This is a genomic window from Nocardioides sp. NPDC006273 (genome assembly GCF_040613495.1).
Classification (GTDB): domain Bacteria; phylum Actinomycetota; class Actinomycetes; order Propionibacteriales; family Nocardioidaceae; genus Nocardioides.
Window position 1 is genome coordinate 52,114 of sequence record NZ_JBEXSD010000002.1, and the last position, 12,017, is coordinate 64,130.

General features: G+C 68.9%; 10 protein-coding genes. 8 read left to right on the plus strand and 2 right to left on the minus strand.

What is annotated here, in order from left to right:
- Positions 1-36 precede the first annotated feature (36 nt).
- The 7 genes from ABZZ22_RS01325 (at position 37) to ABZZ22_RS01355 (ending at position 8,777) form a co-directional block, all read left to right on the plus strand.
- A complete protein-coding gene (locus ABZZ22_RS01325) occupies positions 37-666 on the plus strand; it encodes a pyridoxamine 5'-phosphate oxidase family protein (RefSeq protein WP_354926030.1) in 630 nt (209 codons plus the stop codon).
- Complete coding sequence (gene dapF / locus ABZZ22_RS01330; protein ID WP_354926032.1) at positions 666-1,517, plus strand: diaminopimelate epimerase; 852 nt, start codon at positions 666-668, stop codon at positions 1,515-1,517. Before ABZZ22_RS01325 ends, dapF begins: the two co-directional genes overlap by 1 nt.
- Positions 1,518-1,732: 215 nt before the next feature.
- The gene (locus ABZZ22_RS01335) at positions 1,733-2,509 is read left to right on the plus strand and encodes an SDR family NAD(P)-dependent oxidoreductase (RefSeq protein WP_141791712.1); all 777 of its coding nucleotides are present in this window, start codon (positions 1,733-1,735) and stop codon (positions 2,507-2,509) included.
- Positions 2,510-2,603: 94 nt separating this feature from the next.
- On the plus strand, positions 2,604-4,235 hold the full coding sequence (locus ABZZ22_RS01340) for a VWA domain-containing protein (RefSeq protein ID WP_354926034.1): 1,632 nt from the start codon (positions 2,604-2,606) through the stop codon (positions 4,233-4,235).
- A 73-nt stretch (positions 4,236-4,308) separates the two neighbouring features.
- Positions 4,309-5,805, plus strand: coding sequence for a GTPase HflX (hflX, locus tag ABZZ22_RS01345; protein ID WP_354926036.1), 1,497 nt, complete (start codon positions 4,309-4,311; stop codon positions 5,803-5,805).
- Positions 5,806-6,022: 217 nt separating this feature from the next.
- On the plus strand, positions 6,023-6,772 hold the full coding sequence (locus ABZZ22_RS01350) for an SGNH/GDSL hydrolase family protein (RefSeq protein WP_354926038.1): 750 nt from the start codon (positions 6,023-6,025) through the stop codon (positions 6,770-6,772).
- A gap of 10 nt (positions 6,773-6,782) precedes the next feature.
- Positions 6,783-8,777, plus strand: a complete 1,995-nt coding sequence (locus ABZZ22_RS01355) for an ATP-dependent DNA helicase (protein ID WP_354926040.1) — start codon at positions 6,783-6,785, stop codon at positions 8,775-8,777.
- Between the two features lie 82 nt (positions 8,778-8,859).
- On the opposite strand, the gene ABZZ22_RS01360 is transcribed toward ABZZ22_RS01355, so the two are convergent.
- Together ABZZ22_RS01360 and lexA are read right to left on the minus strand one after the other, a co-directional pair.
- Positions 8,860-10,416 (minus strand): MXAN_6640 family putative metalloprotease, encoded by a 1,557-nt coding sequence (locus ABZZ22_RS01360; protein WP_354926042.1) that lies wholly within the window; start codon positions 10,414-10,416, stop codon positions 8,860-8,862.
- Positions 10,417-10,595: 179 nt separating this feature from the next.
- The gene (lexA, locus tag ABZZ22_RS01365; protein WP_354926044.1) at positions 10,596-11,363 is read right to left on the minus strand and encodes a transcriptional repressor LexA; all 768 of its coding nucleotides are present in this window, start codon (positions 11,361-11,363) and stop codon (positions 10,596-10,598) included.
- A gap of 180 nt (positions 11,364-11,543) precedes the next feature.
- On the opposite strand from lexA, the gene ABZZ22_RS01370 reads away from it, so the two are divergent.
- Positions 11,544-11,921 (plus strand): LysM peptidoglycan-binding domain-containing protein, encoded by a 378-nt coding sequence (locus tag ABZZ22_RS01370; RefSeq protein ID WP_354926046.1) that lies wholly within the window; start codon positions 11,544-11,546, stop codon positions 11,919-11,921.
- The last annotated feature ends 96 nt before the right edge of the window (positions 11,922-12,017 follow it).

Below are 12,017 nucleotides of genomic sequence, written 5' to 3' on the forward strand. Positions count from 1 at the left end.
TTCGGCGCCGGTGCCTGCGCCTCGTACCCTGGGGCCGTGACCCCTACCTGGACTGAGATCAGCACCCTCGAGCAGCTCGTCGACCTGGTCGGCACCCCGCACGAGCGGGCCGTCACCAAGGGGCGTCCCGCGCTCCTCGACATCGACCGGGAGTGGCTCGCGGCGACGCCGTTCTGCGTGCTGGCGACCGCGGACGAGTTCGGTAACTGCGATGCCTCGCCCAAGGGGGACCCGGCCGGGTCGCTGGTGCACGTCATCGACGACAAGACGATCGCGATCGCCGAGCGACCGGGCAACAAGCGCGTCGACGGCTACCGCAACGTGCTCACCAACCCGCACGTCGGCCTCAACTTCCTGATCCCGGGCCGTGGTGACACGCTGCGGATCAACGGGCGCGCGCGGCTGGTCTCCGACGCGCCGTTCTTCGACGCGATGGCCGTCAAGGGCAAGCGGCCGATCCTCGCCCTGGTCGTCGACATCGACGACATCTTCTTCCATTGCGCGAAGGCCTTCCTGCGCTCCGGCCTGTGGAACCCGGAGACCTGGGACCCCGACCACCTCCCCAAGCGCGCCGTCATCGCCAAGCAGGTCGAGAACGACCCGCGTACGCTGGCGGAGATGGAGGACTACTACCGCACGGACACCTACTCGAAGTTCCTCTACTGATGACCTACACGTATGTGAAGGGGCACGGTACGGAGAACGACTTCGTGCTGCTGCCGGACCTCGACGGGTCGGTGCACGGCGCGCTCTCCGAGGAGGAGATGGCCGATCGGGTCCGGGCGCTGTGCGACCGGCGGGCCGGCCTCGGCGCCGACGGGATCCTGCGGGTGATCCGCACCGCTGCCTACTCGGGCTCCGATCGCCCGACGAGCGATGCCGAGTGGTTCATGGACTACCGCAACGCCGACGGCACTGTCGCGGAGATGTGCGGCAACGGCACCCGGGTCTTCGCGGAATACCTGCGTTCTGCCGGGCTCGCCGGCGACGAGGTCACCTTCGCCACCCGCGCGGGCGACAAGACGCTGCGCGCGTCCGGAGACGTGTGGACCGCCGACCTGGGCTCGCCCAAGCTGCTCGGGTCGACCCAGATCACCGTCGCCCACCACTTCTGGCCGGCCGCCAACGTCGACATGGGCAACCCGCACGCCGCCGCCGAGGTCGAGTCGCTCGACCCCCACGGCCCCGTCGGCGACCTCTACGACTCCCCGATCTTCGACGAGGCGGTCTACCCCCACGGGGTCAACGTCGAGTTCTTCGAGCGCGTCGCCGAGCGTCACGTCGCCATGCGCGTCTTCGAGCGTGGCGCGGGCGAGACCCGCTCCTGCGGCACCGGCGCCTGCGCGGTGATGGTCGCGGCCGCAGAGGCCGACGGTCTCGCGGTCGCGCGCGATGCTGATGTGACGTACCGCGTCGACGTCCCCGGTGGCACCCTCCACGTCACCTGGACGACCGACGATCGCGTCCTCCTTGCCGGCCCCGCCGTCCTGGTAGCCGAAGGCACCACCACCCTCTGACCCTCCTCGGCCGAAACCGTAGAAATGGCGTGCCGAGTCGGTAGTTTTGGTGCGCCGAGTCGGTAGTTTCGGGCGACGAATTTCTACTTTCGTCGCCCAGAACTGCAGTTTCGGCTCGCCAAAGGTGCAGTTTCGGCCCGCCAGTTCTACGGTCTCGGCGAGATGGTTAACGGGTATTCACCATCGTGAGGGCGGTCACGTCTAGGGTGCTGCCCATGGAGTTGACTGATAGCACAGCGATCGTGACGGGTGCGGCCAGCGGGATCGGGGCGGCGACGGCCCGGGCGCTGGCGGCCAAGGGTGCGACGGTGATCGTCGCGGACATGCAGAAGGACAAGGGCGAGGCCCTGGCGGAGGAGATCAAGGGGCTGTTCGTGCCCGTTGATGTGACCGACACCGACCAGATCACCAACGCCGTGGAGCGGGCTGTGGAGATCGCCCCGCTGAAGGCGGTGGTCAACTCGGCCGGGATCGGATGGGCACAGCGCACCATCGGGCGCGACGGTCAGATCGGGTCGGCGCACGACCTGGACGCGTACAAGAAGGTCATCGCGATCAACCTGATCGGCACCTTCGACATGTGCCGCCAGGCGGCGACCTACATCAGCCGTAACGAGCCCGACGCCAACGGCCAGCGCGGCGCCATCGTCAACCTGGCCAGCGTGGCGGCCTTCGACGGCCAGATCGGGCAGGTGTCGTACTCCTCGTCCAAGGGTGGTGTCGTCGGCCTCACCCTCCCGCTCGCGCGCGACCTCGCCGCGGTCGGGATCCGGGTCAACACCGTTGCCCCCGGCCTGATCGACACCCCGATCTACGGCGAGGGCCCGGAGTCGGAGGCGTTCAAGGCCAAGCTCGGTGAGAGCGTGCTGTTCCCGCACCGGCTCGGTGTGCCGGCAGAGCTGGCGAGCATGGTCGTGGAGTGCCTGACCAACGACTACATGAACGGCGAGACGATCCGCGTCGACGGCGGCATCCGGATGCCACCGAAGTAGCAGGAGTACCCCGACGGCTGGCGCACCGCTAATGTGTGCGCCAGCCGCGGACAGTTGAAACCGCTCCGCGGACGTCGGAACCAGGGGAGTTCGCATGTCCGATAAGGCGGACATCAGTACGTCGAAGGCGCTCGCGATCATCGAGTCCGAGGAGCCCGCCGAGCAGGCGGGACCGAGCGAGCCTGCCCGAAAGCTGCAGCTCACGCGGGAGACGATCGGGGTGATCGCAGTTGCGGCGGGCGTCCTGGCGGCGTGCCTGGTCGCGACCGCGCTGGTCGCCAACGGCAAGCCGGCCACGAGTGGCAGCCGGACCTGCCTGGGCCCGCCGATGACGGTCGCGGTGGCGCCCGAGGCGGCGACCGTCGTGGGCGACATCCTCGAGGAAGCCGGCTGCGGACAGATCGAGGTGCAGCCGACCAAGGCCGACCAGATCCTCCAGCCGATGGCGGTCGGCAGCGACCTGCCCGACATGTGGATCCCAGACTCCTCGCTCTGGCTCGAGCGGATCAAGCCGGCCGTCGAGCCGGTCACGCTGCGGGCCTCGATGGCCTCCTCGCCGGTGGTGCTCGTCTCCGGCGACGGCCTCACCCGCACCTCCTACGACGAGGCATTCACCGAGGACGACCTGCTGATGGGCGACCCGCAGCGGATGATGAGCGCGCTCGGCACGGTCGTCGCCAGCCAGGGGGAGTCACAGAAGCAGGCCAAGCTGGAGCCGTACGCAGAGCGGATCGCCTCCGGCGTCGAGGGTGCCGCGCCGACCGATACCGCGCGTCTGGCCGAGCTGCAGACCGCGTTGAGCGGAGTGACCGCGACCAGCGAGCAGCAGTGGTCGACGTACGCGCCGCAGCTGAAGGCCAGTGCGCCGAAGGAAGGCACGGTGGTCCTCGACTACCCGGTCCTGATCACCGCCGACTCCTCTCGCCGCAACGCGATCGCCGCCACGATCACCGCCTTCGCCCGCGTGCTCGACAGCGGCGCCGCGGACACCTCGCTGACGCAGGCCGGTTTCCGCACCGCCGGAGCCGGCAAGCCGTCTCCCAACGTCGGCGCGTTCACCCAGGTCGACTCTGCCGCCGTGGCCGAGGCCGCCTCGGAGTGGAACGCCAAGCTGCGGCCCACCCGGACGATCGCGGTCGTGGACGTATCCGGGTCGATGGCCTGGCCGGCTGCTCTCGGTAGCGATACGACCCGCCTCGGGCTCACTCAGGCGGCGGTGTCCGAGGCCGTCGAGCTCCTCCCCGGTGGCGCCGCGCTGGGGCTGTGGGCCTTCTCCGAGAAGACCGAGGGCGAGCTCGGCGGCGACCACGCCGTGCTCGTCCCGACCCGCCAGCTGGCCGCGAAGAACCAGCGCGCGCAGCTGACGGGGGAGATCGCCGGGCTCACGGCACGCACCGGCGGCGGCACCGCCCTGCACGACAGCGCGCTCGCGGCGTACCGGGCCGCAGTCGCCTCCTACGACCCGCTCGCGTCCAACAGCGTGCTGATCTTCACCGACGGCACCAACGACGATCCGGACTCGTTCGACCTGACAGAGCTCATCGATCAGCTGGAAGCCGCCTCCGACCCACTGCGGCCGGTCCGGGTCCTGGGGATCGGCATCACTGCCGACGCCGACATGGGCGCGCTGCGGGCGATCTCCGACGCGACCGGCGGGGCTGCGTACGTCGCCGAGCGGCCGGAGGAGGTCGGGACCGTCCTGCGAGAGGCTCTCGATCAGCGCTGAGGATCCGGCCAGAGCCGGCCTGCCGGATAAGCATTGTCCCCCGGGTGGTGCGGCGCCGTATCCTTGTTGGTATATGACGAACAACGCACACGACTTCTCACTCGCTGACGAGCTCGAGGCCACCGAGGACTGGGACGCGCTCGATGACACCCCAGAAATTGGATACAGCGAGTCGGGCTACGTAGACGAGGATCCCGAGACCGACCCGACCGTCGGTGCGATGGAGCTCGCCGAGCGACACGCGCTCAAGCGTGTCGCCAGCCTGCGCACCGAGCTCGAGGACATCACCGAGGTCGAATACCGCCAGCTGCGGCTGGAGCGAGTGGTGCTCGTGGGCGTGTGGGCCGGCGGCACCCAGACGGACGCCGAGAACTCCCTCGCCGAGCTCGCGCTGCTCGCCGAAACGGCGGGCTCCGAGGTGCTGGAGGCGATCTACCAGCGTCGCCAGGCGCCGGACCCTGCGACGTACATCGGACGGGGCAAGGTCGAGGCGCTCAAGGAGATCGTTGCCGCGACCGGCGCCGACACCGTGATCGCCGACGGCGAGCTGGCGCCGAGCCAGCTCAGGAACCTCGAGGACCGCACCGGCGTCAAGGTCGTCGACCGGACCGCGCTGATCCTCGACATCTTCGCCCAGCACGCGAAGTCGCGTGAGGGCCAGGCGCAGGTGGAACTCGCCCAGCTCAGCTACATGAAGCAGCGGCTTCGTGGTTGGGGTGGCAACCTGTCGCGCCAGGCCGGTGGACGGGTCGCCGGTGGTGCCGGTATCGGTGGCCGTGGTCCCGGTGAGACGAAGATCGAGACCGACCGTCGCCGGATCAACACCAAGATCGCCAAGCTCAACCGTGAGCTGAAGGCGATGAAGGGCACTCGCGACACCAAGCGTGCCGACCGCAAGCGTCACCACATTCCGGCGGTCGCGATCGCCGGCTACACCAACGCCGGCAAGTCGTCGCTGCTCAACCGGCTCACCGGTGCCGGCGTGCTCGTCGAGGACGCCCTCTTCGCGACCCTCGACCCGACCACCCGCAAGACGACCACGGACGACGGCCGCGTCTACACGATGTCCGACACCGTCGGCTTCGTGCGCCACCTGCCCCACCAGCTCGTCGAGGCCTTCCGGTCCACGCTGGAGGAGGTCGCCGACGCCGATCTGGTCGTGCACGTGGTCGACGGCTCCCACCCGGATCCCGAGGGTCAGCTGGCCGCGGTGCGGGAGGTTTTCGCCGAGATCGGCGCCAGCGAGGTGCCTGAGCTGGTCGTGATCAACAAGGCCGACATCGCCGACCCGCTGGTGGTCGCCAGGCTGCAGCGTGCCGAGCCCCACTCGGTCGCGGTCTCGGCCAAGACCGGAGAGGGCATCGACAAGGCCATCGTCGCGGTGGAGAACGATCTGCCGAAGCCGGGCGTGGAGTTCACCGCGCTGGTTCCCTACGAGCGGGGCGACCTGGTCAACCGGATCCACCAGCACGGCGAGATCGACCACCTCGAGCACACTGCCGAAGGCACCGTCGTCAAGGGCCGCGCCAACGCGGACCTGGCCGGCGAGCTGGCTGCATACACGAACTGAGCGAGGCCGAGCGGCGAGCTTGCTCGTCCGTTCGTGCCGAGCGAAGGAGTAGGCGCGCGCAGCGCGTACTCTGCCTGATCATCGGGCACTGATCTCCAGGCATCGGTCTCGGGACGTCGACAGGGCGCTGATCAGGCGTTGAGTTCGGCGTTTCGACATCGGTGATGCCAGGCTCGTCCCTCACACTTGGGACGGTCGGTCGTTGGAGAGGGCACGGATGACAGAGGTACGTCGGGCAGCGCGCGCGATCATGGTGGGCGCGCTGGCTGGTGCTGTCCTGGTGACCACGCTCGCCGGCTGTGCCAGCGAGGACGATGGCGTGCTCCCGGGGCAGGTGCCGGAGCACGAGACGCAGGTGACCCAGGACCTGTGCACGCGGCTGGCCGCAGAGTCGGTGGCCCGTGCCGCAGTGGTGACCGGAGCCGGTGAGCAGGTCGTCGTGATCGGCGACTCCTGGGCCTCTGGCTTCGGGCTGGACGACCCAGGTCAGTCGTGGCCGCGCTATCTCGACGGCGAGGTGCGGGTCTCCGGCTTCGGTGGCACCGGCTACTCGCGTGGGCTGATGGAGCGGTGTGGTCCGATCTCGTTCCCCGAGCGCGTTCCTGACGTGCTCGCCCAGGGGGCTGACCTGGTCGTGCTCGAGGGCGGCATCAACGACTCCAAGAGCGAGCTCGACGAGGTCGAGAAGGGCTTCCGCGAGACCCTGGACGAGCTGAAGGACCACCAGGTCATCGTGCTCAGCGCGCCCAAGGTGAACTCGCGCGCCAAGGCCATCAGGGTCGTCAACAAGATGATGCGGCGGGTCTCGGCGGAGTACGGGGTGACGTACATCAACGTCTTCGACCTCGAGCTGCCCATGCTCGAGGACAACACCCATCTGACTGTCGCGGGCCACATGCAGTTCGGGGAGATCGTCGCCCGGCGGATCGCGGAGAGCCGATCGGAGACTGTCCCCGCGCACGGCTAAGGTTGCCCGAGTGACCGCAACCGAAACCGTCTCCCAGTCGCCCGTACGCGAAGCCCTCGCGGATGCGGTCGCGACCCTCGGCGGGGCCACCCGTGATGGTCAGGTGCTGATGGCCGACGCGGTGGCGCAGGCGCTCGCCGACGAGGAGCACCTGCTGGTCGAGGCCGGCACCGGCACCGGAAAGTCGCTGGCGTATCTGGTCCCGTCGCTGCTCCACGACAGCCGGGTCGTGGTGGCCACCGCGACGCTGGCGCTGCAGCATCAGCTCGTCGAGCGCGACCTGCCGCGTCTGGTGAAGGCGATCGGCTCGCGCCCGGGCGTCGACGCCTCCTACGCCGTCCTCAAGGGCCGCTCCAACTACGCCTGCCTCCACCGCGTGCGCGAGGGTGCTCCCGACGACCAGGGCACCCTGGTCGACGTGCCGCTGGGCGCGATGGCGGAGAAGGTCCTCGAGCTCCGCAGCTGGGCCGAGAAGGAAGCGGACAAGGGCGGGAGCGGTGAGCGCGACTCCGCCCCTCGGCACACCGACCGCGAGTGGCGCCAGGTCTCGGTCAACCACCGCGACTGCCTCGGCGCCGCCAAGTGTCCCTTCGGCGAGGAGTGCTTCGCCGAGGTCGCTCGTGAGAAGGCTCAGAAGAGCCATCTGATCGTCACCAACCACTCGCTGCTCGCGATCGACGCGATCGAGGGGGTGCCGATGATCCCAGAGTACGACGCCGTGGTGATCGACGAGGCCCACGAGCTGGTTGCGCGCGTGACCCAGGCGGCGACCGACGAGCTGACCGCGGCCGAGGTGGAGCGGGCCGCCCGACGGGCCCAGAAACACATCGACGGCTCCGAGGCCGACGACCTGGCCGACGCCTCCGACGCGCTCCGGGCAGCGATCAACGAGACCTCACCTGGGCGGCTGATCACGCTGCCCGAGGTCGTCTCGGACGCCTTGGTGCTCGTGCGTGACGCTGCTCGCTCAGCGATCTCGGCGCTCCCCAAGCCGAAGGACTCCGAAGGGGCCGACCCCGGCTTCCAGCAGGCCAAGGGTGGCCTGCAGGAGGTCTTCACCACTGCCGAGCGGATGGCTGCTGCCGCCGAGTCCGACGTCATCTGGATCAACGAGGGCGGCGACAGGATCCCGCCGCGTCTGTGTGTCGCGCCCCTGCAGGTCTGGGCGCAGATGCGCGACAAGCTGCTGCGGGAGAAGACCGTCGTCTTCGCCTCGGCGACCCTCAAGCTCGGCGGCGACTTCGGCCCCGTGGCTGGATCCCTCGGGCTGAAGGCGGAGGAGCGCACCGAGCTGGGTGCCGGGGCGCAGCGTACGGAGGACGTTCTGCCGTGGATCGGGCTGGATGTCGGCAGCCCGTTCGACTACGGCAGGCAGGGGATCTTGTACGTCGCCCGCCACCTGCCCCCTCCCGGGCGCGACGGCATGGGCGCCAAGACCATGGACGAGATCGTCGACCTGGTCGACGCCGCGGACGGGCGTACGCTCGGGCTCTTCTCCTCACGCCGTGCCGCCGAGGCGGCCGCCGAGGTCGTGCGCCAGAAGCTGCCTCACCTGACCACCCTGGCCCAGGGTGACGCCCAGCTGCCCGAGCTCGCCGCGCAGTTCGTCGCCGACCCGCATACGGTGCTGTTCGGGACGCTGTCGCTGTGGCAGGGCCTCGACGTGCCCGGCGACACCTGCCAGCTCGTGATCATCGACCGGATCCCGTTCCCGCGGCCCGACGACCCGCTGATGTCGGCCCGGCAGCAGGCGGCCGACAAGGCCGGTGGCAACGGGTTCATGCAGGTCGCCGCCACCCACGCGGCGCTGCTGTTGGCGCAGGGGGCCGGCCGGCTGATCCGCACCACCACCGATCGTGGCGTCGTGGCCGTGCTCGACGCTCGCCTGGCGACCGCCCGCTACGGCGGGTTCCTCAAGGCGAGCCTGCCGCCGATGTGGGCCACCACCGACCCCGATGTCGTCCGCAAGGCTCTCAAGCGGCTCTCCGAGCTGGCCTCTGCCTGAGCCAGCGGTATCGGCTCGTCCAGACCAGAACTCACGCCGAGTCGGCTCGTCAGAACGAGCCGACTCGGCGTGAGTTTGTGCGTCAGCGGTAGGTCTTCGCCCACCAGCGGTGGGTGGCCTTGTCGGGCGAGGCGACACCGCGGCAGGAGAACGCGGTGCCCTTGCCGCACTTGAAGTTGCTGCTCGCGTTGACGAAGGTGACCTCGACCTTGCGGATCCGCTTGGAGGAGAAGCCCTTGATGGTCTTTGTGGCGATGCCGTCGCGGTTGGGCTTGAGGTAGTAGACGCCCCGGGTGCCGTCGGTGCGGAAGATGCTGACCACGGCGGCGTTGGCGTTGGGGCGGGCCACGTCGACCTTCACCCGCAGCTTCCAGCCCTTGCCGACCTTCTTCGGGACGAGGCGCTGCGAGGCGTACGTCAGGTGCTTGAGGGTGAACTTGCCGCTGACCGTCTGCCGCTTCGCGGGCAGTGCCTTGCGGCCGTCGTAGACCGGCGCGTAGTAGGCGCGGCCCTCGCTGTAGGTCTTCCTGGGGGCCAGGTTGGCGGCGGCGAAGCGGGCGTACTGCGCCTTGAGGGTGGTGCCGCGAGCGGCGAGCGCCCGGCGGATGGCGAGGGTGGAGTGGGTCGACGGGGCCCGGTTCCAGACGTCGAGGACCACTGCCGGCAGGTCACCGCGCTTCCTGGTGAAACGCTCGGAGAGATAGCGGAAGAAGATCCAGTTGCCGTAGATGCCGAGGTTGGAGACGTTGGAGTTGTCGAGCGGCTTGCGCTGGTCCTCGAGCTGGCCGTAGGCCAGGTATTGCCGGTTGTCGTTGATGCTGTCGTAGACCTCGTCCTCGACCCAGGTCGCGGTGGACTCCATCATCCAGCGGTCCTCGCCGGCGTCGTAGGCGAACTGGACCGCGTGGAAGTACTCATGAGCAGCCGTCACGCGGAGGTTCTCCGTGGGCGTGTTCATGGAGCCGTACTCGCTGGTGGCGTAGTCGTTGTCCAGCACGCAGTAGGCGGTCGCGGCGGTCTTGGAGACCTTCGTCTCGGGCGCGCAGTAGCCGTAGTAGCCCTCGTCGTAGAGGTTCTCCAGGTAGATGTCGACCTTGCCCGGGGTGACCGACTTGTCGGCCGCGGGCTTGCGGTAGCCCGCCTTCACGTAGATGTTGTGGACCTTCGTGACCACGTCGCGGACCTGGTTCGCGTAGGCCACGGACGCCTTGTCGCCACCCTTGCCGGGGGTGTAGTGGACGCAGACCGCGTGGCTGCAGGTCTGGGTGGCTGCGCGGGGGCGGGCGAGCAGCTCGCGCGCCGCCACCTGGTTGGGGCCGTCCAGAGCGTCCTTGGCGTTCCACAGGTCGGCCAGCGCGATCGTCGCGTCGGGTCGGCCGGCGACGTGCCGGCCGGGCACGACCTGCCGGGTGCCACGCACCGACTGGTTGCGCTTGACCTTCTTGGCCGCGGCGAGCGCCTCGCGGGCCGTCTTCTCCGTCACCGGCTGCTCGACGCCGGTCTCACCGCCGGTCATCACCGACCCCGCCGGGGTCGACCCGGTTGCGGGCATGGTGGCCGCGAACGTGGCTACGACCATGCCTGCGATCAGGACGAGGGAGCGTTGTTTGCGGTTGATCCGGCGGGCAATGTTTCGCATGAGATACCAGACGTTCGGGAAGGCAGACCAGGGCAGTCTAAGCGCAGAGGGCCGACCCTACACCGGTGAAACGCCTATCCGGGCCGCGAGACGTGATGGCGACGCCGGGCGCTGCAGGAGACGACGCAGCCGCCGGTCCCGTATGGGCCGGCGGCTGGATCTCACGCAGTATTCAGGTCTCAGAGGCTACGCAGAACAGCCGTCACCTTGCCGAGGATCGTCGCGTGGGTGCCGTCGATCGGCTCGTACGCAGCGTTGTGCGGCAGCAGCCACACCTTGCCGTCCTTGCGGGAGAGCGTCTTGACGGTCGCCTCGCCGTCGATCAGCGCGGCCACGATCTCGCCGTTCTCCGCGGTCGGCTGCTGGCGCACGACCACGAAGTCGCCGTCGCAGATGGCGGCGTCGACCATCGAGTCACCGGAGACCGAGAGCAGGAAGAGGTCGCCGTTGCCGACCAGCTGCTTGGGCAGCGGGAAGACGTCCTCGACGCTCTGCTGGCTCGACGTCTCCTCGGCCAGGATCGGGCCACCGGCCGCGATCCGCCCGACCAGGGGGACCATCGTGGCGTCGGGGTTGGGGTCGACGGCGGCCTCGGAGGCGATCGTCGTCTCGGGCTCCTCGCCGGACATGGCCTTGCGGTGAGCCATCACCTCGGGGAGGAACACCTCGAGGGCGCGGGGTCGCTTCGGGTCCTTGCGGATCAGACCACGCTGCTCCAACGCGCGGAGCTGGTGGGCGACGCTGCTGGTGCTGGTCAGCCCGACCGCGGCGCCGATCTCGCGCATGCTGGGCGGGTAGCCGCGCTGTTCGATGCTGTCGCGCAGGTGCGCGAGGATGCGCTGCTGACGCGGCGTGAGCCCGGTCGCGTCCGGCGGCCCGTCGGGGAGCTCGCGGACGCGGCTCTTCTTCGAACCGCCTGATCCGGTGCCTGTCTTCTGCGTGGTCATGCCATCACATTAGTCCCTCTGGCACCACTACTTCAAACATCTGTTCGATCTCGTTTGTGACGCGTGTCGGCGCTCGAAAATTCTTGGGCGCGCCACTTGCGTTGTTCGAACACGTGATCTAACTTCGAACATGTGCTCGATCGAACACGTGATCGAGAGACTTGTGAACTGGAGGCCGTGATGAGTGCAACCGTCTATGTGCTGCCCGTAGCCGAACCGCCCCGTCCTGTGCGTGAGGAGCGTCGCTCGACGGTGCGGCTCACCCGGCGAGGACGGGTCGTCGTGTTCGCGTTCGCGCTGGTCGTGCTCTTCGGGATCGCGCTGATCGGGGCGAAGGTGGCGTTCGCGGTGGAGAGCGGTGCCGAAAAAAGCTCCGGTTCCGCCGCTCACACGATGGTCGTCGGTGATGGCGACACGCTCTGGGACATCTCCGAGAAGGCCGTCATCGGCACCGACGCTTCGATTCGGGAGATGGAGCGGACGATCAAGGAGCTCAACGGCCTCGAGTCCTCGATGCTCCTGTCCGGGCAGACCCTGATCGTCCCGACCGCGCCGTGAGCTCATCTCGACAGGCTGGATAGGCCACACAGATGTCCGGCTGCTCCTTCGAGACCGGCAGCCGGCAACCGGGGAAAGTGAGAGTGCTGCAGACGA

Coding starts and splice junctions, on each gene's coding strand:
- ABZZ22_RS01335 (WP_141791712.1), top strand. CDS start 1,733: ATGGAGTTGACTGATAGCACAGCGATCGTGACGGGTGCGGCCAGCGGG.
- ABZZ22_RS01340 (WP_354926034.1), top strand. CDS start 2,604: ATGTCCGATAAGGCGGACATCAGTACGTCGAAGGCGCTCGCGATCATC.
- hflX (WP_354926036.1), top strand. CDS start 4,309: ATGACGAACAACGCACACGACTTCTCACTCGCTGACGAGCTCGAGGCC.
- ABZZ22_RS01370 (WP_354926046.1), top strand. CDS start 11,544: ATGAGTGCAACCGTCTATGTGCTGCCCGTAGCCGAACCGCCCCGTCCT.
- dapF (WP_354926032.1), top strand. CDS start 666: ATGACCTACACGTATGTGAAGGGGCACGGTACGGAGAACGACTTCGTG.
- ABZZ22_RS01350 (WP_354926038.1), top strand. CDS start 6,023: ATGACAGAGGTACGTCGGGCAGCGCGCGCGATCATGGTGGGCGCGCTG.
- ABZZ22_RS01360 (WP_354926042.1), bottom strand. CDS start 10,416: ATGCGAAACATTGCCCGCCGGATCAACCGCAAACAACGCTCCCTCGTC.
- lexA (WP_354926044.1), bottom strand. CDS start 11,363: ATGACCACGCAGAAGACAGGCACCGGATCAGGCGGTTCGAAGAAGAGC.